Source organism: Mucilaginibacter sp. cycad4 (assembly GCF_034263275.1).
GTDB lineage: Bacteria > Bacteroidota > Bacteroidia > Sphingobacteriales > Sphingobacteriaceae > Mucilaginibacter.
The window spans coordinates 3,975,572-3,997,955 of record NZ_CP139559.1; the positions used below are offsets into that span (position 1 = coordinate 3,975,572).

Annotated in this window: 15 protein-coding genes; 3 read left to right on the plus strand and 12 right to left on the minus strand. The window is 44.7% G+C overall.

Translation table 11 applies throughout. The features are described 5' to 3' along the window. Window positions 1-2: 2 nt before the first annotated feature. Window positions 3-878 (plus strand): IS3 family transposase, encoded by an 876-nt coding sequence (locus tag SNE26_RS15920; RefSeq protein ID WP_321554928.1) that lies wholly within the window; start codon window positions 3-5, stop codon window positions 876-878. A gap of 260 nt (window positions 879-1,138) precedes the next feature. On the opposite strand, the gene SNE26_RS15925 is transcribed toward SNE26_RS15920, so the two are convergent. The 3 genes from SNE26_RS15925 to kduI all read right to left on the minus strand — a co-directional run bounded on the left by SNE26_RS15925 (window position 1,139) and on the right by kduI (window position 4,210). Continuing rightward, window positions 1,139-1,918 (minus strand): DUF4350 domain-containing protein, encoded by a 780-nt coding sequence (locus SNE26_RS15925; RefSeq protein ID WP_321554929.1) that lies wholly within the window; start codon window positions 1,916-1,918, stop codon window positions 1,139-1,141. A 615-nt stretch (window positions 1,919-2,533) separates the two neighbouring features. Continuing rightward, entirely contained in the window at window positions 2,534-3,349 is an 816-nt protein-coding gene (locus SNE26_RS15930) for an SDR family oxidoreductase (RefSeq protein WP_321554930.1), read from the minus strand. Between the two features lie 30 nt (window positions 3,350-3,379). Beyond that, the gene (gene kduI / locus SNE26_RS15935) at window positions 3,380-4,210 is read right to left on the minus strand and encodes a 5-dehydro-4-deoxy-D-glucuronate isomerase (protein WP_321554931.1); all 831 of its coding nucleotides are present in this window, start codon (window positions 4,208-4,210) and stop codon (window positions 3,380-3,382) included. A 268-nt stretch (window positions 4,211-4,478) separates the two neighbouring features. On the opposite strand from kduI, the gene SNE26_RS15940 reads away from it, so the two are divergent. Beyond that, on the plus strand, window positions 4,479-5,093 hold the full coding sequence (locus SNE26_RS15940) for a YhcH/YjgK/YiaL family protein (RefSeq protein WP_321554932.1): 615 nt from the start codon (window positions 4,479-4,481) through the stop codon (window positions 5,091-5,093). Between the two features lie 114 nt (window positions 5,094-5,207). Here SNE26_RS15940 and SNE26_RS15945 read toward each other — a convergent pair whose 3' ends face one another. Then, the gene (locus SNE26_RS15945; RefSeq protein WP_321554933.1) at window positions 5,208-5,726 is read right to left on the minus strand and encodes a lipocalin family protein; all 519 of its coding nucleotides are present in this window, start codon (window positions 5,724-5,726) and stop codon (window positions 5,208-5,210) included. Between the two features lie 110 nt (window positions 5,727-5,836). On the opposite strand from SNE26_RS15945, the gene SNE26_RS15950 reads away from it, so the two are divergent. Continuing rightward, window positions 5,837-6,637, plus strand: coding sequence for an SDR family oxidoreductase (locus tag SNE26_RS15950; protein WP_321554934.1), 801 nt, complete (start codon window positions 5,837-5,839; stop codon window positions 6,635-6,637). Between the two features lie 23 nt (window positions 6,638-6,660). On the opposite strand, the gene SNE26_RS15955 is transcribed toward SNE26_RS15950, so the two are convergent. The 8 genes from SNE26_RS15955 to SNE26_RS15990 all read right to left on the minus strand — a co-directional run bounded on the left by SNE26_RS15955 (window position 6,661) and on the right by SNE26_RS15990 (window position 22,358). After that, complete coding sequence (locus SNE26_RS15955; RefSeq protein WP_321554935.1) at window positions 6,661-8,967, minus strand: glycoside hydrolase family 3 N-terminal domain-containing protein; 2,307 nt, start codon at window positions 8,965-8,967, stop codon at window positions 6,661-6,663. Window positions 8,968-9,329: 362 nt separating this feature from the next. Further along, the gene (locus SNE26_RS15960; RefSeq protein WP_321554936.1) at window positions 9,330-9,521 is read right to left on the minus strand and encodes a hypothetical protein; all 192 of its coding nucleotides are present in this window, start codon (window positions 9,519-9,521) and stop codon (window positions 9,330-9,332) included. Window positions 9,522-9,636: 115 nt separating this feature from the next. Next, window positions 9,637-11,907, minus strand: a complete 2,271-nt coding sequence (locus tag SNE26_RS15965; protein ID WP_321554937.1) for a beta-N-acetylhexosaminidase — start codon at window positions 11,905-11,907, stop codon at window positions 9,637-9,639. A 22-nt stretch (window positions 11,908-11,929) separates the two neighbouring features. Further along, a complete protein-coding gene (locus SNE26_RS15970; RefSeq protein WP_321554938.1) occupies window positions 11,930-13,081 on the minus strand; it encodes a heparan-alpha-glucosaminide N-acetyltransferase domain-containing protein in 1,152 nt (383 codons plus the stop codon). Window positions 13,082-13,104: 23 nt separating this feature from the next. After that, window positions 13,105-15,876: a family 78 glycoside hydrolase catalytic domain gene (locus SNE26_RS15975; RefSeq protein WP_321554939.1), complete on the minus strand. Its 2,772-nt coding sequence runs from the start codon at window positions 15,874-15,876 to the stop codon at window positions 13,105-13,107. Between the two features lie 176 nt (window positions 15,877-16,052). Further along, window positions 16,053-17,546 (minus strand): RagB/SusD family nutrient uptake outer membrane protein, encoded by a 1,494-nt coding sequence (locus tag SNE26_RS15980; RefSeq protein ID WP_321554940.1) that lies wholly within the window; start codon window positions 17,544-17,546, stop codon window positions 16,053-16,055. 57 nt (window positions 17,547-17,603) lie between these two features. Next, window positions 17,604-20,927 carry a TonB-dependent receptor gene (locus SNE26_RS15985; RefSeq protein WP_321554941.1) on the minus strand — a complete coding sequence of 1,108 codons (3,324 nt, stop codon included), beginning with the start codon at window positions 20,925-20,927 and terminating at the stop codon, window positions 17,604-17,606. 270 nt (window positions 20,928-21,197) lie between these two features. Then, window positions 21,198-22,358: a FecR family protein gene (locus SNE26_RS15990; protein ID WP_321554942.1), complete on the minus strand. Its 1,161-nt coding sequence runs from the start codon at window positions 22,356-22,358 to the stop codon at window positions 21,198-21,200. Window positions 22,359-22,384 lie beyond the last annotated feature (26 nt).

A 22,384-nucleotide genomic window follows, 5' to 3' on the forward strand; every position in this document is an offset into this window, starting at 1 on the left:
GGATGAGCCTGGTGAAGTGCTGTTGTTTACTTGGAGTTACCCGGCAGGCCTATTACCAGCATTTTTGGGAGACAGAAGCGATAAGCTTTGAGCAGGAAATATTATTAAATGAGGTCCGGGCAATAAGGGCCATACATCCGATTATTGGCGGTAAAAAACTCTATGTTTTGCTGCAGCCTTTTTTGCTTGAGCACCGGATAAAAATGGGCAGGGATGCGCTTTTTGATCTGCTTGCTGCTCACTACTTGTTAGTTAGAAAGAAAAGGCGGCGCATACATACTACTCAATCTTTTCATTGGCTAAGAAAATATCCTAATTGCATAAGAGAAATTATTCCGACTAAAGTGAACGAAATATGGGTGTCAGATATCACTTACTACAGGACAAAGAAGGGATTCGTTTATATCAGTTTTATAACGGATGCCTATAGTAAAAAGATCGTCGGCTATCATGCCGCTGATACACTGGATGCAGTTCACACACTTAGTGCTTTACAAATGGCCATTAAAGAAAGTGACCAGCCTTTGACTGGCTTAATACATCATTCAGACAGAGGTGTTCAGTACTGTAGCTATGATTATGTAAAGCTATTACAGGACAATGAAATAATCATCAGCATGACCGAAAACGGAGACCCTTTAGAGAACGCAGTAGCGGAACGGATAAATGGAATAATGAAACAGGAGTACCTGGAACATCATATACTTAATGATAAAAACCAGGTTATGGAACTTTTAGCTAAGTCTGTAAACACTTATAATAAGCTAAGGCCTCACATGAGTTGCAATATGCTTACACCTGAGATCGTACATCAAAATAACCTATCTGTACAGCGAAATTGGAAAAGTTATTATAATTCAAAAAATGTCAATCTGTAAACCTATTTTAGGACTAATCAATAATGTAAACCTATAGCAGGATTAATCAATTAAACTGTAAACTTATTTTAGGACGATACAAAACGGGATGCACAAGTCAGCCACGCTCATCGTCCCAAACACAAGACTTGCGCCAGTAAAGGAATTTTTGATTCCCATCGTCATTGCGAGGTACGAAGCAATCCCCTATTTGCAGGTCAGCCCTGTATAGTTCGCGATTGCTTCGTACCTCGCAATGACGGTTATTAATAAGCGCTACGTTACTTCTTCGCCTGCTTTAAAAGCCATTGCGCTACATCATTCACCGCCTTATCATTTTCATACCCCGCAGGTAGCCTGCCATTTACATACTCATTGTAAAGCCATGGGTCTCCAACTGCTATTACTGTCCCTTTGCCGTATCTGGCAGATGCTATAATAGTAGCCCCATCTTTGTTTTTAAGCACAGGTACGGCAGTCCCCGTTAAACCTATCGAACATGCATCCTTCATAAAAACCTTTGAGGCTGTTTTAAATACCGGGTTGTTTTTCACGTAGATTGCACCATCCTCAAAATGAGCATCATCAATTACGTGATTTTGCAGATCGTTATTGAAATGCATCCCGAATTTGGCAGCAAGATTATTGAAATGCGGCAGCTCCACGTTCGCACTGTCATTCGCCATCATCAGTAAAACACCGCCTTTTTTTACCCACGCACTTATCTGCTCAATATCATCTTCCTGGATATAATTGGGGTTCGGGCTTTCCTTTTTGGTATCCGGGTCAACTATGATATAAACAGATGATCCTTTCAGGTTATCCAAAGTTGGTGCTGTGCCAAGCGTATCCAGCTTAGCGCCGCGGCTTGTAAAAGCCCCGCCAAAGATCTTGAAACCGTTGTTATCCGTTTCATCCCACAGGTAATGGAACCGCTCTTGTTGCCCGTTTGCCCCTTTATGTACTTCGTGATTGAAATAATAATCGAGCGTTACGGTTTGAGCGTTTGCGGCACAACCGGCAAGCGCAAACAGGGCTATAAGTGATGATCTTAGTTTCATAGTAGGTTTATTATTGGGTTTGCTTCTGGTCAAGTTATCACCGCAGACTTAACTTTTCTATCTATTTTCCGCGTGTTCAATTTTTTTAGGTGTAAACACTTTCACTTATTTTCAAAAAAAATAACACTGATAATCAATAAGTTAACTTTAGTAAAAATTATCTATTCAGCAAAAATGAACACATAGTCATTGATAATCAATAAGTTGAGTTTTCACAAGATCAAACGCTGAACACCCCGTTTTCAAAAATTGAACACTTCTATCTGGATTCAGTTTCGCAGCTTGTTCACGCTCCCTCAGGACCTCTCGCAGAGGGCACTGAGGTTCACTGTGTTCTAAATATCTACCAGGATACTCAGAACAGCGAATCAGCTTGGCGTATACATCAGGGTCCTCTGCGAGAGACCCTGATGGGACGATGGCTTCATTGCGCACGAGAAGCCCCCTCTAAATCTCCCCCGGTAGGGGAGACTTTTTGAACCTCATCGGTCATTTTAAAGCCCTCCCTTCCGGGGAGGGTTGGGTGGGGCTACTTGCTATGCCTTTTCCTGCGCTCAAGGCCACCATCGTTCCCGCTTTCACCCGAAGCTTACCTGCCGACGGGAACATCCTTCTTTACACCCCTCCAAAAATCGAAAACCCGCCGTCAACGCAGATCATCGAACCGGTTACAAATACGGAGGCATCGCTCAGCAACCACACCAATGCCCCTTTAAGTTCATCGGCATGGCCAAAGCGCTTAAACGGCGTTTGTTTAATCACCAGTTCGCCCCTTTGGGTATACCCGCCTTCGGGTTTGGTAAGCAGGTAACGGTTTTGCTCAGTAAGAAAAAAACCCGGTGCCAATGCATTCATCCGTATTGCGTCACCATAACGGTTAGCCAGCTCAACCGCAAACCACTGGTTATAGCAGTCGACAGCGGCCTTGCCTATATTATAGCCTAATACCTTGGTTATGGCACGTTTTGAGTTCATTGACGATATATTAACAATGCTGCCTTTACCTGTTTTGGCAATGGCTTCGCCGAAAACCTGCGTAGGGATCAGTGTACCCCAAAGGTTCAGCTCCATTACTTTTTTCATGCCCCCGATGTTCATTTTAAAAATGTCCTCATCGGGTTGTAAAACGCCCTCGGGCATATTGCCGCCTGCACCGTTCACCAGGCCATCTATCCTGCCAAAAGCTTCCAGCAATTTATCTTTAGCTGCTACCAGTTCAGCCTCGTTCATTACATCGGCCACCAGCGCAATAGCTTTACCGCCAGCTGCGTTAATAGCATTGGCACGCTCTTCGGCAACCTGGGCATTACGGCCAAGGATGCCCACTGCACCACCCGCCTCAACAATGCCGTCAATAAATGCTTTCCCTAATATGCCTGTTCCGCCGGTTACTACAATTACTTTTCCGGCTAATGAAAATTGATTATCCACTTAAATTATATTTTTAAGGTTGATGTATGATTATTTCAGATCTGTTATGGCTATGGCATCCATATCGGTATAATCCAGGTTTTCCCCGGCCATGCCCCAAATGAAGCTATAATTTGATGTACCGTTGCCCGAATGGATGCTCCATGGCGGCGATACCACAGCATCGTAATTATCCATGGTGATATGCCTTGTTTCCTGTCCTTCGCCCATGTAATGAAAAATCTTTTGGCCCGCAGGAACATCGAAATAAAAGTATGCTTCCATACGCCTGTCATGTACGTGGGCCGGCATGGTGTTCCAAACGCTGCCTTCATGTAATATGGTAAGGCCCATTACCAGCTGGCAGCTCCGTACACCTTCCAGGTGGATATATTTATTGATAGTGCGTTTGTTTGCCGTTGCTGCCGAACCCAGCTCAACCTTAACCGCATCGGCATGGGTAAGCAGGGTTGTTGGGTATACCGCATGCGCCGGTGATGATAGCAGGTAAAATACAGCCGGTACTGCCGGGTCGGCACTTTCAAAAGTTACGCTTTTTGTCCCTTTACCAATGTACAGGCAATCAAGCTTGTTCACTTCAAAGGCTTGCCCGTCGGCTTTTACTATACCGGGGCCGGCTACACTGATGATCCCGATCTCGCGGCGTTCTAAAAAATATTCGGCACGCAGGTTCGGGTAATTTGGCAGCTCAAGTGTTTTGCCTACCGGGTTAGCCATACCAACAATCATCCTGTCATAATGGGTATAGGTACAATTGATCTGGTCGGGCTCAACCTGTTTGTCAATCAAAAATCGTTCGCGTATGGTGGTGGTATCGTAGCTTTTAAAATCCGTTGGGTGGACGCTGTGTATTGTTTTCAAAGCAAATGTTGTTTTATAATATACTGGTTAATAATTACAATTCTACAACCTTAAAAACGATTTCAAAAACCATTTAATCCTTATTTTCACTTCAACGTTATAGTTTATCTGCCGTACATTAGTACAAATAAAAATCAAACTATAACGTTAAAGTAAATATTTAACGGTTAGTATATTGTTTTATTTATTTAAGCTTGTATAATTGAATACCTTAACAACAGCCTAATGGCTGCACTACCAATTCAATAATCCGATGAATAACTAAACTATGAAACACTTAACAACTTATAAAAACATCATGTTGCTAATTCTTTTTTCGCTTACAGCTGCGGGTGCTTCGGCCCAACAGCAGGAGATCACAGCTAAAAGTGCTAAATCCTGGGTTAAAGGCCGTGTTTGGGCCAATGGTTTGAAACTAAAGTTAAACTCATCAACAAATGATGTTGAATTTGCCAAACAATATGCTGCAAATAAGGCTGCATGGGATAAAGCGTTTGAGTTTCTTCGCGAACGTAACCTCGAAACTATAGAGCCGGGCAAGTACCCTATAGATGGCGATAATGTTTATGCATCCATTACCGAGGGCCCGTCAAAAGAACCGGAACAGGCAGCTTGGGAATCGCACCAAAACTATATCGACCTGCAATATGTGATTAAAGGCAAGGAGAAGATAGGCGTTGCCCCTATTGAAAGCCTTACTGTTACAAAGCCATATGACCCGGCTAAAGACTTTGCCAACTACAGCGGAGACGGTAAGTACTTTACCGCAACACCCGACGAATTTTTCCTGTTTTTCCCCAGCGATGGCCACAGGCCTAATATGAAGGTTGATGGTTATGATAAAGTGAAGAAACTGGTAATTAAGATAAAGGAAGTGAAATAGTCTGAATCAAAATTTCCAGAAATTATTTAATTAACAGAATTGAAAAGGCCTGCAATCAATATTTAGCAGGCCTTTGATTTATTCTAAAAATCCTTTAATTCTGAAAATTCTGATTCAGACCTGCACCGTCTTTACCAGCTTCCGTACATCAAATCCCTGCCCTGCGGCCTGCACCACCAGCTGATTGTAGATCTGTTCATCAAGCGTTGAGCGGCGGCTCAGGATCCATAAATAATTCCGGTTTGGGTGCCCTACCATGGCATAGCTATAATCATTGGCCAGCGCTATGATCCAGTATTTACCTTTAAAGGGCCATTGAAATTGAATATCAAGTTTGGCATTACTCGTTTTGTCGGCTACAACAGCGCGGCCTTCGGCAATTTTTATCTTATTCTCTTTTATACAACGGTTTTTAACAATGATATTTCCATCAGGGGCCAAGCCGTAAGCGGCTGATGTGAAGGTGCATCCTGATTCAAAACATTGCGGTAACGCGGCTATTTCAAACCACGAACCAACATATTTTTTCAAATCTACATAAGGAACGGTTTCAAGCGGCTTACAGCGGGCGGCTTGTAAGGCCAAAGCGGTTAAACCTAACGCTACAGAGGTTGCAATGATCTCTTTCTTCATAAACCAATAACGCCCGGTATGCCTAAAAAGTTTAAAACAAAAGCACATTACCGTAGCCAAATGCCATATCATTATTTAATTACCTTTGCGCCAAAGCATTATTTTATAACATGCCGGGTAAAACGAACATCAGTATTTTAGGCTGCGGCTGGTATGGCAGCGCATTAGGTAAAGCATTAATTGCTGATGGTATACAGGTAAAAGGCTCAACCACTTCTGCTGCAAAAACGGAGGAGCTGGCCGCGTTGGGCATCCGGCCCTATGTGGTTAATTTTTCGCCGGACGGGGAAATATATGATGCCGGTTTTTTTGACTGCGATGTTTTGTGGATAGCCATTCCACCGAAAAGCCGCAGTGGTGAGGGCGCTGTTTTTTTAGAGAAGGTTAAAGGGATTATCCGTGCCATAAAACAGTTTGCCATACAGCATGTGATATTTATCAGCTCCACGGCGGTTTATGCCGATAATAACAGGCAGGTAAATGAAGAAACCGCCCCCCAGCCCAATACCGAAGCCGGCAGGATATTATTTGAGGCCGAAAACCTTTTCCGTGCTGAAGATAGTTTTAAAACAACCATTATCCGTTTTGCAGGGTTGATTGGCCCCGGGCGCAACCCCGGCAGGTTTTTTGCCGGTAAAAAGGAGGTCCCCAATGGAAATGCGCCGGTGAACCTCATTCATCTTGATGATTGTATCGGCATTAGCAGAGCGATACTGGCGAAAGAGGCTTTTGGACATCTTTTTAACGGCTGTTCCCCCAATCATCCTGCTAAGGCCGATTTTTATACACAGGCTGCTCTTGGTTCGGGCTTTGAAAAGCCGGAGTTTGTTCGTGAATTGAAGGAATGGAAGATTGTGGACAGTGTGCATGTAAGGGCTGTGCTGGATTATGAATATAAGACTTTGTTGTAGCTGCTATCAAAAAAGCGCAGCAGCTATTCTTTATATTCCAACGTTTTTTTGAGCACCACATCTTCGGCTGAGCGGGCTATCATAACATCAAATGTACCCGGTTCGGTTACCAGTTTCATGTTGTTGTTCCAAACGGCAATATCTTCTGGTTTTACGGTAAACTTTACTGTTTTGGTTTCGCCGGGTCTGAGGCTGATCTTGTCAAAACCTTTGAGCGCCATTACCGGTGTAGTTACCGAATTTACTTTATTGCCGAGATACATTTGCACCACTTCCTTACCCGCCATACTGCCGCTGTTGGTTACATCTACCGAAACAGTAACTGCTTCATTTTCTCCGAACGATGCTGCCGATACCTGCATATTGCTGTATTTAAATGAAGTGTAACTTAAGCCATAACCAAAGGGGAACAGCACCCCGGTCGAGGAAAAAACATAGTCCTGCCCCGGTTTTTCGGGTGAACCCGGATTATGATAGAAACCTTTATTGGATGCCACATGATTATAAAAAACCGGGATATGCCCGGTTGACTGCGGGATAGATACCGTAAGCCTGCCTGATGGGTTTACCTTGCCGAACAGGATATTGGCAATGGCATTACCTCCCCTTTCGCCGGGATACCAGGCCTCCACAATAGCCGGGATATTTTCTTTTTCCCAGCTGATACTTTGCGGCCGGCCGTGTACCAGTACCAACACTACAGGCTTACCGGTTTTATAAACGGCCTGTAACAATTCCCGTTGTACGCCATCGGGGTTAATATCAGTAACATCATAGCCCTCGCCGCAGGTGAACGGGTCTTTAGGCTCGCTTTCGGGTGCATGCCCGTTCCAGCCTACACCGGCAAATACCACGCTGGTGGTTCCCAAAACTACAACCACAGCATCGCTGTTTTTTGCTGCTGTGATGGCTTCGGCAAAACCGCTTTTGTCCGAGCCCGACAGGGCACAGCCTTTGGCGTAATTGATCTTTATTTTATTGCCGGCTAATTGCCTGATACCGTTAAGCACTGTTGTACCCGATCGGCTGTCGCGGGTTGAACTGTAATCGCCATACTGAACCTGGTTGGCATTGGGGCCGATTACCGCCAGCGATTTCAGGCTGGTCATATTGAGCGGTAAAAGCTGTTTATCGTTTTTGAGCAGGATAATGGATTCCTCGGCAATCTGCTGCGACAGGGCGATATGATCCGGCGTATGTACCCGTTTTTTTAGTGCCGATGTATCGGGCAATGCCTTTTCAAACAAGCCTGCTTTAAACTTTATAGTAAGGATGCGGGCAACAGCGCTATCAATCAGGGCTTCTTTTACTTTTCCGCTTTTCACCAGGCCGGGCAGTTTATTATATACATCGGGGCTTGGCGCTTCCAGGTCAACCCCGGCGCTCAGGCCTATAGGAGCAGCACCTTCGGCATCTTTAGCAATATGATGAAAGGTGTATAAATGTTTAAGCCCTTCATAGTCCGAAAACACGTAGCCTTTAAAACCCCATTCCTGCCGTAATATGGCTTGCAGCAGGAAATGGCTGGCATGTGCCGGTACGCCGTCAATCTCATTATAAGCCGGCATTACGGCGTAAATATTTGCCTTTTGTACGACATCTTTAAAAGGCGGTAAAAACATCGACCGTAATTCGCGCTCCCCTATCGCTGCCGGGGCTAAATTGATACCCGCCACAGGGATACTGTAGGCTGCGAAATGCTTGGCTGTGCACATCAATTTATCTTTACCAATGCCGTTTATTGTTTGTAAAGGACTGCCCTGCATCCCAATTACAAACGAGGAACCCATCCTGCTCACCAGATATGGGTCCTCGGCATAACATTCCTCATTACGGCCATATCGAGGGTCGCGGATGAGATCGAACAAAGGTGAAAGCGCCTGGTCAACTCCTGATGAGTAAGCTTCATAAGCTATCACCGAACCCATTTTTTCAATCAGCGCCGGATTCCAGGTGCTGCCCTGCGCTATAGCCTGTGGAAAAATGGTAGCGCCTGCCGCCAGTTGCCCATGCAGGCATTCGCCTATTTGTATGGGCGGGATACCAAGTCTTGTTTTTTCTTTAGCATATTTTTTTGCTGCTATTGAGCGAGATGCTATGTCATTGATATTGGTAAAAGGGCTTTCACAAACACCATAAGCAATTGGGTTTTGCATGGAACCCGTTAATGAACTCATGCTCATCTGGCCTATCTTCTCTTCCGGTGTCATGCGGCTTAGCAGGTCTTTCACGCGTGCGGGCACGGGTGCTTTGGGGTCTTTATAAACCTGTGCGGCTGCAATGTTAATTACAAAAGCAAACGCGATGAAGAGGCATAATTTCTTTTGCATAGGTATAATTTTAGTAATGCGTTAACCACAAAAAGGGCAGGATTGTGCGATTCCCCTCTTGAGAGGGGTGTAGGGGTGTGTTTATACGATTTATTTGTCAAAGCAGAAACACACCCCTGCTACCGCTCCTGTCTTCCGCGCCCCCTCTCAAGAGGGGAATTTAAAAACCTGATTCTCTTCGCCATTTCTGATACTTGAAAGAAGAAATTATCTCTTAAAAAACTATGTCATTGCGAGCGTAGCGCGGCAATCTCGTAGCCAATGCATATTCGATCTGCATAGCTACGAGATTGCTTCGTCGTTCCTCCTTATAATGACGTGATCGTAAATTGCTGATTATTAAGATATTTTTTCGATGCGTTTTATGATATGGGCGTTGCCTGCGGCCGGGCTATCCGCTGCAAGTCCTCGCCTTGCCTGCCCGCAAACCCAACCCGCGCTGTGGGCTTTACGCTACTATCCCTAACGCGCCCCCGCGCAACATCCATAAAGTATAGCTTGTACGTCATTACATTTTTTTTCAGGATTTTCCTGATGGTTACTCGCAATGACATGATTTTTTTTATCAACATTTCCAACCGATCTTCATCTTTCAAAAACCAATAGAGACAACGCGTACTCTGTATAGTTCGCGATTGCTTCGTTCCTCGCAATGACGTTTTTTTATTTTCAATGCATCAAATAAAACTTCGGATAAAGCTTTGCGCCTCCTGCAACCTTCAATTCTATCAGGGTTTGATTTTCGTTGGCTTTATCAGCCATGTAATGCCCGCTTAAAGCGTATACGCCTTTTTTTAAATGTAATAAGGCTTTCTGTGGCTCAACGTAAATATTCATCCCCATTTTAATTACCGGCACTTCATCCAAAAACAAAGCAGGACTAACCTCAAAGCCCGTAGTTAATTCATAATCCGCTTCTTTATCTATCTTAATAAAACCTTTAATTTTCACCCAGTTAATAAAGCCTTCGGCAACGGGCCTCACAGGTACAATCAGGCTTGTTTCACCCGTTTCAGCCGGTCTTTCATTCTCCAGTTTATCTATATCGCGTTCCCTCGTTTTAAAAACCTCGTAAGCCATACCGGGTTTCAGGTTGGCTGCTTTTTCGTGTGCCGGCTTGATATTCACCCGCTTAATATTGGCCATTTGGCGGATGTGCTGATCATTCAACGTCCAGGTGGTGAAAGTCCTTAAACCGATGCTATCTTTTAACGGGGCATTGATATTTACGGGGAATGACACGGCCGCACTATTAACATCCGGCATTTTACCGTTTAACGCGTACCGCACTTTAGCTCCTTTCAGCGGGTAGTTCAGCCTTAATTTAAACCTGTGTTTATTGGTAATTACATTGTCTACGCCGTCAATATCGGGCAGGCGGGCATTGAAATCCCACAACTTAAACAGGCCGTACTGGTTTTTCATTTTCCAGCCAAAACGTTCCAGGTTCTTTTCATTTTTCGGGCTCCAGGTGAGTTCGGCTACGGCGAGGGCACGGGGGTAAACCATGTATTGCAGGTGCTGCACATTGGGCACCTTTTCGTTCCAGATATTGCCCTGGGCACCTAAAATATATTCGGCTTCGGCATTGGTCAGCTCTTTCGACTGCGGCTCATAGTTATAAACCATTTGCCAGGTAACGGGCGGGTTCCAGCCAACAGGCTCTAAATCCTCATTGGCCTGCGGGGCATCAAAATACATGTAAGGCAGCGGGGTCATTACTACATGGTGATGCATTTTAGCAGCGGCTATCCCTCCAGCTTCGCCCTGCCAGCTCATTACCGTGGCCGATTCGGCAAGGCCACCCTGTAAAATTTCATCCCAACCAACCAGCTTCCTATTTTTTGATATCAGGAACTTTTCTATCCGTTTAATAAAATAGCTCTGTACTTCTTTTTCGTTTTTCAGGTGCTCGCGCTTCATGAGGGCTACAGCCGTGGGGCTTTTCAGCCAGTCCACCATCTCGGCCTCATCACCTCCAATGTGAATGTATTGATTTGGGAACAGGGCAATCACTTCGGTCAGTACATCCTCCATAAACCTGAAAGTGTACTCACCTGGGTCGAGCATCCGTACGCGGTGTTTGGCCCCTGTCGAATCCTGGCAGCCCAGTTGCGGGTAGGCAAAAATAGCAGCCTCGCTATGCCCCGGCATTTCAATTTCGGGCAGGATGGTTACAAACCTGTCCTGCGCGTATTTGATCACCTCGCGGATCTCATCTTTGGTATAAAAACCGTCGCGACCGTCATCTATCAGGTTATCCAGCTTACGGAACTCGCCCCGTTTGGCATAGTAACTGATTTTTGAACCTACTTCGGTAAGGCGGGGATATTTATCAATCTGGATGCGCCAGCCTTCATCGTCGGTTAAGTGCCAGTGAAATGTATTGAGCTTGTAATGCGCCATAACGTCGATGTATTTTTTCACTTCATCAACCGTAAAAAAATGGCGGCTTACATCAAGGCTCAGGCCACGCCAGCCAAAACGCGGTTGATCGGCTATGGTACAGGCAGTAACTTTTAGCAGTGCTGCTTTATCTGTCGGCAACAACTGAATTAGTGATTGTACCGCGTAAAATACACCAGCTCCGCTGCCGCTGATGCTTACCGATGCCGGACTTACATTCATAGTATAGGCGCTCTCCGCGTTTGACCAAACATTGTTTAACCGGATGGCTGTTTTGGCAGGAATCTTTTCAAATACTTTCACTGTTGTTTGCAGGCCGTAGTTTTGATTAAGATAATCCTGCAGGTATTTGCCTATCGGTTCAGTTTCTTTATTAACCCCGATCACAGCATTCTTACTCAAAGTAAAGCTGCCTTTACCTGCTTTTAAACTTACCGGCTGCGGGATGATATGAAACTGTGCTTTTACCGTTATTACCGATAAAAGCAGTGAGGTGAATAGTAAAATATGTTTAAAAGATAGCGTTTTCTTCATTTCGGTAGATGATGGGTAAAGATTATACCTTGATGGTAATATTCCTTTTGTAAAGGATCCAGACCGGAATAAAAATGATCAGCACAGTCAGGATAGCCCCGGCCAATGAAGCGTTTTCGGGCGAGAGGTATGGCACAAACAAATGACTGTAAGTGAACGACCATAAATTAGTTTTTTGTACCGGGATGATGGATAGGATAGCCGGGATAATATCGGCCAAAACATAAGCAGCAATGGCATTACGGCCAAAAGCCAAAAATGGCGGCAGCAATGCCTTATTTCCTCGTATGTCGATAAACCAATAAGAAAGCGCCAGGATATTGATGGCCAACCCAGCAGTAAGCAGCACGAATGAGCTTGTCCATAATTGTTTATTGATTGGGAAAAATGGATTCCAGATCAAGGCCAATACAATCAATACCAAACCTGCAACCATCATTTTAAACAGATCGGCACGGGTTTTAAGTTTGCCGGTTTTAAGCCAGGTACCGGTGAATACGCCTAACAGGCAAGTGGCTACAGCGGGAATGGTTCCCAGTAAACCTTCCGGGTCCCAGGTTTTGGATGAGCCCCAGAGGTGGTTTTCGGTAAATACCGACCTGTCGATCCAGGCGCCTAAATTGGTAGCCGGTTCAAGGTTAGGTGTACCGAAACCCGGTACAGGTACCAGCGTCATCAATAAATAATAACCAATTAAACAGCTTACAGCAATAATTACCTGTGTACGGATGCCGGTTTTAACGTACAGCAAGGCCGTTATGCCAAATACAAGCCCGATGCGCTGCAACACACCGGGAAAACGCAGATGCGCGAATTGAAAATCGTTGATCAAAGGTAAACAAACACCAAGGGCTATGATGATGAGCGTACGGCGCAGGATGGATAACAGCAATTTGCTATGGCTGGCTGTATCCGCTTTCTTGCTTTCCATGGCATAAACGATAGATACGCCTACCATAAACAGGAAGAAGGGAAACACCAGGTCGGTTGGGGTACAGCCGTTCCATTTGGAGTGTTCAAGCGGCCAGTAAATATGCCCCCAGTCACCGGGGTCATTTACCAGGATCATGGCTGCTACGGTAAATCCCCTGAAAAAATCAAGCGACAGCAATCTTGGGCGGCTTGCCTTTGTTGTGCCTGTATTTTTAAGCTGTTCCTGCTGATTGACTACCATAGTTGCTATGTATTATAATACCATTAGCTATTTTTTTTATGGGTTTTTAAAATGTATTTAAACTGGTAAGTGCCCGAGCCAACATCCATCTGCATATCGCCACCGGCCGGTTTGATGTTGGCGATATCTTTGTTAGCGTTAATGTCGGTATTACTTTCTGTCACCGGACCATCAACCGCCGGTAGGGTGACCGTGGCTGTAGTATTTGGCGGCACAATAACATCAAGGGTAAAAATACCGTTATCAATACTCCAGGCCGATTTTACTTTACCGTAAAGTGTTTCAAGCTCGGCATTGGCATTGGTCAATTTACCGCCCGGATGCGGGAAGATATTTATTTTATGAAAACCGGGCCCTCCCTCATCAGTGTTGATCCCTGCAATAACCCGGTACATCCAATCGCCAATGGCGCCGTAAGCATAATGGTTAAAGGAGTTCATCTCCGGATCTTCAAAAGTGCCATTGGGTTTTATACCATCCCAGCGTTCCCATATGGTAGTAGCCCCGTTTTTTACGGGGTAAAGCCATGAGGGGTACGACTCCTTCATTAACAGGTCATAGGCAATATCGGTATGACCGAAACGACTTAGCACATGACAGATGTAAGGCGTGCCTAAAAAGCCTGTTGTAATGTGTTCATCATAATCCTCAATATTGCTTACCAGCCTTTTGGCGGCAGATTCGCGCAGGTTTTCAGGCAGCAGGTCAAAGTTCAGGGCCAGCACATATGATGTTTGCGTGCCCGAAATCATACGTCCGTTAGGTGTAACATATTCTGCCTGGAAAGCTTTTTTGATATCCGCCAGCAAATCAGTGTATTTTTTAACATCATCCTGCTTACCCAATATGGTAGCGGCATTGATAACCAGTTGAGTTGAGTACGCATAAAACGCCTGGGCTATCAGGTTTTTATCGGTAAGGGCAGCACCGTCTTCATAGTCGGTACCGGCATAAAACAGCCAGTCGCCAAAGTGGTTACCGGTATCCCAGAGGCCGTTTCGGGTATGCCGGGTAATGTAACCTACCCAGGCGGTCATGCTTGGGTACTGGTTTTCCAATACTTTTTTATCGCCGTAAGCCAGGTAAATATTCCAGGGGACAATGGTTGCCACATCACTCCAGCCGGAGGCAGCCGCCGAAGCACTATCCAGCATGTTAGGGATCACGTAAGGCACCGCACCGTTTTTATGCTGATCGGCCGAGAGGTCTTTTAGCCATTTGGTAAAAAATCCGGCCACATCCATATTGAAGGTAGCGGTGCGGCAAAAGGCCTGGGCATCACCTGTCCAGCCCATGCGCTCATCGCGTTGAGGACAGTCGGTAGGTACATCAATAAAATTGCCCTTTTGTCCCCATTGAATATTGTGCTGTAACTGGTTAATGAGCGGATTGGAGGTAGAGAACATCCCTGTTTGTGCCATATCCGAGTACACGGCAAAGGCAGCCACATTGGTAGAATCTAACTGGCCGTCATATCCTTCAACCTTCAGGTACCTGAACCCCTGGAAGGTAAAATGAGGTTCGAACGTTTCAATACTATCGCCCTTAAAAACATATACGTTTTCCTGCTTGGCTGTACGCAGGTTTTTGGTGTAGAAGTTTCCTTTCTGATCCAAAACCTCGGCGTGGAACAGCTTTACCGTATCGCCCGCTTTTGCCTTTAATTTAAACTGCACCCAGCCAACCAGGTTTTGCCCAAAATCAACTACATGCTCACCCGCAGGAGTGGTAAACACTTTAAGCGGCTTAAACATTTCGTGCTTGCGCACCGGCGGGCCAAAAGTGGCCACCAAATTATCTTTAACGGTATCGATGGTGCGTACCGAATCCCAGTTTAAATCTTTGTAAGCAATGGTCGACCAGCCTTTCTTCTCCTTGCGGGCGTCATAAACCTCGCCATCAAAAAAAGATGATGAACGGATTGGCCCATAGGCTACCTTCCAGGTCTTGTCGGAATTAATGAGCACCCGTTTGCCGTTGGTATAAACTACTTCCAACTGAAAAAGCAAACCAAGCTTAGTGCCGTACACGTTCTTTTTACGGTTATAAGTATAGCCGCGGTACCAGCCATCGCCAAGGGTTACGCCAACAGTATTATCGCCTTTCAATAAATCGGCAGTAACATCATAAACCTGGTATTGCAGGCGCTTGTTATAACTCGTCCATCCGGGGGCAAAGTAGTCGCTGCTGATCCGTTTACCATTAAATTGTGCTTCATATAAGCCATGGGCAGTAATGTATAAATGCGCTGCGCGCACTTTATGGTCAAGCTTAAATGTTTTCCTGAACATGGGGCTGGGGCCGCCGGTGGTATCCGACAGGTAATTATCTTCTATCCATTTGGCGCTCCAGTCGGCGGGTTTAAGCAGGGCCATTTTCCATGAGTTAACCATGCTCCATGGGGTTACCTGCTGCCTGTTATTCCAGACGCGTACCTGCCAGTAAACTTTCTGACGTGAAGCGAGTGCGGGGCCGCCATAGTAAACATGCAGCGATTCGTTGGAGTTAACTTTCCCCGATGTCCAGATGAGGTCTTTACCTTTCAGTAACGATACCGCATTGCTGCCCACCCGTATTTCATAGGCAATTTGCTGAATGTTGCGGTCGCGGGTTATTAGTTTCCAGCCAAGGCGGGGGGTAGCTTCATCGATAGAGACAGGGTTTATTTTGTACTCACAAACCAGGTTATCAACCCGGAACGGCGGAGGAACCGGCGGCGCTTTTTGCGCTTGTACAATTATTGGCAGATAAGAAAAAAACAATATAACGATGCGTGTGCATACCTTTTTACACATACCTTATTTTTGGGTTTTAATAGTTCATGCTATTAAATATACTTTAACAGCAATATTGTTTTGATATGCACCTGAAATTTTTCATTGAGCCGGCCGAAAAATGTGCGTTCATTGCAATATACACCTATAAACGTAATATGGCCCGGTAAAAGTTTCACGCGGGCCATGTAACATTATTAATGTTCGAGGTTTCCTTCACTTAAAGGATACTGGAACAGCAGGCGGATATTGCTGTATGCTGCCGGGCTAATTTGCCATGAATCATTTTTATAAGCCCTTTCGCTGGCCGCATGGGCTTTCATCACCTCTGCTGCCTTGCCCGTACGCAAGAGGTCAAACCAGCGGTGGTTTTCAAAGGCAAATTCAACCTGGCGTTCATGGGCTACAGCGGCGCGAAACCCTTCCTGGCTGGTAACATTTAAATCGGAATTAGCATTTCCCATTGATTTAGGCTCAAGCCCGGCGCGCTGCCTAACCAGGTTAAGGTATTTAAAGGCATCGCCACCGCCTGCAAAACCTTGTTCGTTTAAACATTCGGCAAGCATCAGGTAAACATCTGCATAACGGTACACCGGAAAGTTGTTGCCGGTAATTCCCTGCACTGCACCTATACTCTGGTACTTTTTGATGAAAGGCAGATCGATGCCGTACTCATCTGATGTAAAATCGGTTAACGAAGCATCCTTCCTTTTATCGCCTTCTTCGTACGCATTTACAAGGTCCTGGGTAGGGATATTCCAACCGTTTTGTGCACCGTTATTTATTTCATGTCCGGTTATATCGGTATCGTAATAATCCCAGGGGATAAAGGTATCTACGAAATCGCTGCCTAAACCATTAGGGCCTTCTATGTATTGGATCTCAAAAATAGACTCGGGACCATTTTCTTTATGGATATCGAAGTTATCGGCATAATCGGCATTCAGGCTATAAACACCCGACGCGATAATTGTACGCAACAGCGGGATGGCCAGGTCAAATTTCTTTTGGGTCATATACACCTCGGCCAGCAGAGTTTCGGCCGTGCCTTTGGTTACACGTCCCTTATCGGCACCTGCTGTATATTTAACCGGCAGCTTGGCAATGGCGGTTTGCGCATCGGCTATTATCTGGGTGTAGATATTGGCAACCGGACTTTTAGTAGCAACTTTAAAAGCATCACCTACAGATTGCGCTTCTGTAAGTACCAAAGGGGCATCGCCAAACATGCGCACGATATTAAAATAATTAAAGGCACGTAAAAACGATGCCTGCCCGGCAATAGTATCGGCAACGCCGGCATCAAGCTTAGCTGCGGGTAAACGCTCAAGAATAACATTACAGCGGCCGATACCTATATAGCAAGCATTAAAATAAGACTCTACAATATCGTTGTTATTTAACTCCCTGAATTCATCTATTTCTTCTTTACCCGTACCGGAACGATCATAAGGGTCATATTCATATGATGTATTATCAGACCTCATTTCGGCCATGGCCCAAAATGAGCCATTGTACATGCCCTGGAGCGGAGCATAAGCACCATTAGTAGCCTGAATGAACTGGGCTTTGGTTTTAAAAAAGTTGATACCATTTTGAGTACCGGTGGGCTGCAGGCTCAGGTAATCCTTTTTGCAGCTGTTTAATACAGCCATGCCAAGGAAAATAAAAAGGTATATATTTTTTTTCATGCTTTTCAGTTGTTAAAGTTTGAACTTATCAATTGATCCGTTTAAAGCTCTTATACATTAAAATGTCACGTTACAACCCAATGTATAAACAGCCGAAACCGGGTAACCTGTAAAGTTTACATTTGGCGAAAGCGACCGGTTGCCGTCCTGCCCCTCAATGCCTACTTCCGGACTTCCTCCCCTGTATCCTGTTATCAGGATAGCATTTTGTGCACTGAAATAAACCCTGAAATTTTTACTGAACTTTGTTTTGAAATTATACCCAAGATCGATGTTCTTAACCATCAGATATGAGTTACTTTCAACCCAGTATGAAGGGTAATAATCACGGGCAAGGTTAGTATTTGACACCGTTGTTGGCAATATGCCCGCTCCAGGCTGCTGAGGCGAACGCCAGCGTTGCATTACCGATTGCTCAACATTAAATACCCCGTCGAGGTTGGTAGTAAATTGCTTATACATATCAAACACATGCCCCCCAACCGAGCCGGCCGAGATGATGTTCATATCAAAACCTTTGTACGATAAATGGTTGTTAAAACCGAAAGTAAACTTAGGCCATGGGTTACCGACAGGTACCTGGTCCTGCCCGTCAATTACGCCATCATTGTTAACATCTTTGTACCTGATATTACCCACCTGTTCTCCATCAAAATGCGGGTACTTGTCAAGTTCGGCCTGGCTTTGAAATATACCTTCAAATATATAACCGTAAAACTGACCTAATGGCAAGCCTGCTTTGGTAATGCTGGTTGGGTTATCGTTAACCGGCGCATCATATATTTGAGGTGTTGAGCCCAAACTAATTACTTTGTTACGATTGAACGAGATATTCATATCGGTGCTCCATTTAAAATCCTTGCTAACTATATTTTTTGTGGTTAAGGTAAACTCCCAGCCCCTGTTACGCACATTACCTACGTTTGTTAAAGCGCCGCTATAACCGGAAACAATCGGTACCTGAATATATTGCAGCATTCTTTCGGTAAACCGGTTATAATACTCGGCAATTAAATAAACACGGCCTTTTAACAATGAAATATCGATACCCAGATCAAACTGTTTAGTGGTTTCCCAGCCAAGTTCCTGGTTGCCAAGATCTGTTAGCGATTTGCCCGGCGAGAGTGCGCCGCCAAATGTATAGTTAGTATCGTCAACCTGCGATACCCACATATAACTTGCTACGTTGTTATTACCGGCATGGCCGTAACTGCCCGAAAACTTAACCTGGTCGATAAACGATGTTTTAGGAAAAAACGCCTCATCCGAGATACGCCATCCGCCCGACACCGAAGGAAATGTACCCCATCTGTGCCCGGGTGCAAATCTTGATGAACCATCGCGCCTGATAGAGGCACTCAGCAGGTATTTATCTTTATAAGCGTAATTGACCCTTCCTATTACGGATAGTAATCTCCATTCTTCATCAATAGCGTTTGTTGTTATAGTTGTTGCCGAACTTAAGGATTGGATTGCGTCGTCAGGAAAATCGGTACCATATGTTAAGCGGTACCGGTTTGTTTCCTGCTGGATCGAATAATCACCTAAAACAGTCAATGTATGATTGCCCCACGTTTTTTTATAGGTGGCCGAATTTTCACTAAGCCAGTTAAAAGTGTTTGATGAATTAAACGACCCAACTGCCTTTACCTGTTTTCCGTCCCGGTTAGGTGCGTTAAACCCTCCAAGGAACGATGGACGAAAATAATCGCCGTTACCACTTTGATAATCAATACCGAAGGTCGATTTCAAAGTAAGGCCGTCAATCACTTTCCACTCTGCATAAGCATTAGCCAGTGTGCGAAATTGTTTATACTTATTAGTAGTGTTTACCAGCGCGCTTACCGGGTTCACATTCTGGAAGGTACCGGGCGATCCTACCACATTGGTGTACGAGCCATCGGGTTGCTTTACGGGGGTAAGCGGGCTTTCAAGATAAGCCTGGCTTAATGCTGCCGAAAGAAAATGCCCGTCTGTTTGCTGCAGGTTACGCAAGCTGTACGTAGGTGCTATACTTAAACCAACTGTAACATTTTTCGCCACATCAGCATCCATTGTTCCCTTTAAAGAATAGCGCTGAAACCCGGTGTTAAGCACGGTTCCGCGTTGGTCAAAATACCCCATCGAAAACAAGGAGCGCGCTTTTTCAGTACCGTTAGAAACCGTTACGTCATAATTCTGTATCGGCGCTACCCTTGTTACTGCGTCAAACCAATCCGTTCCCTTGCCTAAAGCTGCCGGATTTTGATACTCAACGGGGATCGGGTTGTTTGTTCCGTTAACAGCATTGGCATCCTGGATAGCTTCCTTACGCCACTGCGCAAATTGCGCAGCTGTCATCATTTTAAGCTTACTTTGTGACAGTATGCTCTGAACCCCGGTAGATGTATTTACCGTAACCGATGATTCTCCTTTTTTTGCTCTTCTTGTAGTAATGAGGATTACGCCGTTTGACCCGCGGGACCCGTAAATAGCTGTAGATGCAGCGTCCTTCAATACACTTATATTTTCTATGTCATCCGGATTGATCGTGCTTAAAGGGTTTTGATATTGATCAAATCCCGGAGAAATGGGAAATCCATCAATTACATATAGCGGATCATCACCGGCACCCACCGAACCGGCACCGCGTATGTTTACAGAAACGCCCCCGCCCGGAGTACCGGTTACCTGGTTTACAGTTACGCCCGCAAGCTGGCCGGCCAGTTTCAAATCAAGACTTGCCGTCTTGATCTCTTTGATGTTGCCCATTTTTACCGAACCCACAGCGCCCGTTACATCCTTACGCTCCTGGTTGCCGTAACCTACAACAACTACCTCTTTTAATTCCTTGTTATCCTCAGTCAAAACAACATTAATAGTTGTCCGCTTATTTACCGGCTCTTCTTTGGTTTGGAAACCTATGAATGTAAATACTAACACTGCATTCTCTTCGGCACTCAGGGTATACTTGCCGTCTACCCCGGTTATGGCACCAACGTTGGTACCTTTTACTTTAACATTAACACCGGGTAACGGTTGATTTTTATCATCTACCACAATACCGCTTATAGTTATGGGTGCCTGGGCAGTGCTTGCATCGGGAGTTTTCTTTTTATTTACAATGATATTTTTATCATCAATAACATATGTTAAAGCCTCATCCTTAAAGCATTGCTGCAACGCTTCCTGTAATGAAGCGTTAGTTAATGAAAGATTAACCGGTTTGGTTTTTGAAATATCCTTATACCTGTAAAAAAAATAATAGCCGCTTTGTTTTTCAATTGCTTTAAAAGCTTTATCAAGTGCTATCCCCCTCGCATTCAGGGTTATGGATTGTGAAAAACTTTTAGCACTGAGCTGCAGGCAGCCGATAGTTAGTAATAAGACGGTTAATCTCATCGTCAAAAACAGTTTTGAATGTGTACCAAAGGCACTAAATACTTTACCAGTAAAGTTTAAATGCATAACTTCGTGATGTTTGGGTTAAAAAAATCTGTTATTGAAAACTCAGGAAAGCTTGATCCAATTCATTATGCCGGAAGCGTTGCAGCGCTTCCGGCTTTTCTTTCATTTTAGATAAGGGGAGCTTAGGTTGGAATATTTTGAGATTATTATCGTCAGTGTTTCTTCATAGTTTGGGGTTAGCGGTTAAAAATCAGTTGCCGGTATTTAAGGCGTAACAATTATTTTTTTGTTCTCAATCCTAAAACGCACGTGGCTTAATTCAAGGATGTGCAACACCTGCGATAGTTTTACATCCCTGCTGATCTTACCTACAAACTCATCATCAGGTATTTTACCTTCGTATATTACTTCGGTACCATACCATCTCGAAAGCTGCTTCATAATATCCTGTATGTTTGCCCGCTCAAAGTCAAAGAAGCCATTTTTCCAGGCTACCGCTTCGTCGGTATCAACATCAATAATTTTAATGCTTTTATTATTTATAATACCCTGCTGACCGGGCTTTAGTAAATTGCTTGTATTACCCTGTGTTAATTTCACCGATCCTTCAAGAAGGGTGGTTTTAACAGTGGCCTCATCATTATAGGCCATAATATTAAAATGTGTACCCAGTACAGCTATTTCAATATCTTTAACCTTCACATTAAAAGGCTTCGCCTTATTTTTAGCTACCTCAAAATATCCTTCGCCGGTGAGTTCAACATTACGTTCGGTACCCGTAAATACCGTAGGAAATTTCAGGGACGAGGCAGAATTAAGCCAAACTTTTGAACCATCCGGAAGCACTACCTGGTACTGACCGCCCCTGGGCGTGCTAATGATATTATAGACTGCAGGGTCATTTTGCTGTTGGTCGTTATCTGCGGTGTAAACCACCTGTCCATCCTGCGTTTTATTAATGCTGATGTTACCCGATTGATTCAGCAAGCCGATCTTAGCCGAGTCCAGTATCAGTTTGGAGCCATTGGCAAGGGTTAAAACAGCCCTGTTATCGCCGGGCTCAACATCATGTTTTACAATTGCTTTGTTTTGAGCCGACAGTTTTTGCTGCCCGTGTTTATTATACCAATGATAAACAGCAGTACCTGATAACAGCAATACAATAGCTGCCGCGGCCACATTTCTGAAAAAGTGCAGCTTTATAACCTGGGACTGTGTGTTAAATGCAGGTTCGGCTATCGCCTGCCTGATATTATTTAACATACGGTCTTCAAGTTCCTGCTTTACACCAAGCACTTTTTCGTCCCATTCGTCGGTATCACCCTGAAAACTTTCAAAAAAATTCAACAACTGCTCCTTGTCCGCGGCAGTTGCCTGCCCGGCCAGGTATTTATCTATCAGTTGTAAAAATTCCTGCGTTTGCACAAATGTGGTTTTGTGAGGGAGAGTAA

Excerpts from the sequence above, each read along its gene's own strand:
- SNE26_RS15945 (WP_321554933.1), bottom strand. The coding sequence starts at position 5,726 with ATGAAGAAAGAGATCATTGCAACCTCTGTAGCGTTAGGTTTAACCGCT.
- SNE26_RS15950 (WP_321554934.1), top strand. The coding sequence starts at position 5,837 with ATGCCGGGTAAAACGAACATCAGTATTTTAGGCTGCGGCTGGTATGGC.
- SNE26_RS15925 (WP_321554929.1), bottom strand. The coding sequence starts at position 1,918 with ATGAAACTAAGATCATCACTTATAGCCCTGTTTGCGCTTGCCGGTTGT.
- SNE26_RS15940 (WP_321554932.1), top strand. The coding sequence starts at position 4,479 with ATGAAACACTTAACAACTTATAAAAACATCATGTTGCTAATTCTTTTT.
- SNE26_RS15980 (WP_321554940.1), bottom strand. The coding sequence starts at position 17,546 with ATGAAAAAAAATATATACCTTTTTATTTTCCTTGGCATGGCTGTATTA.
- SNE26_RS15960 (WP_321554936.1), bottom strand. The coding sequence starts at position 9,521 with ATGTCATTGCGAGTAACCATCAGGAAAATCCTGAAAAAAAATGTAATG.
- SNE26_RS15920 (WP_321554928.1), top strand. The coding sequence starts at position 3 with ATGAGCCTGGTGAAGTGCTGTTGTTTACTTGGAGTTACCCGGCAGGCC.
- SNE26_RS15975 (WP_321554939.1), bottom strand. The coding sequence starts at position 15,876 with ATGTGTAAAAAGGTATGCACACGCATCGTTATATTGTTTTTTTCTTAT.
- SNE26_RS15965 (WP_321554937.1), bottom strand. The coding sequence starts at position 11,907 with ATGAAGAAAACGCTATCTTTTAAACATATTTTACTATTCACCTCACTG.
- SNE26_RS15985 (WP_321554941.1), bottom strand. The coding sequence starts at position 20,927 with ATGAGATTAACCGTCTTATTACTAACTATCGGCTGCCTGCAGCTCAGT.
- SNE26_RS15970 (WP_321554938.1), bottom strand. The coding sequence starts at position 13,081 with ATGGTAGTCAATCAGCAGGAACAGCTTAAAAATACAGGCACAACAAAG.
- SNE26_RS15955 (WP_321554935.1), bottom strand. The coding sequence starts at position 8,967 with ATGCAAAAGAAATTATGCCTCTTCATCGCGTTTGCTTTTGTAATTAAC.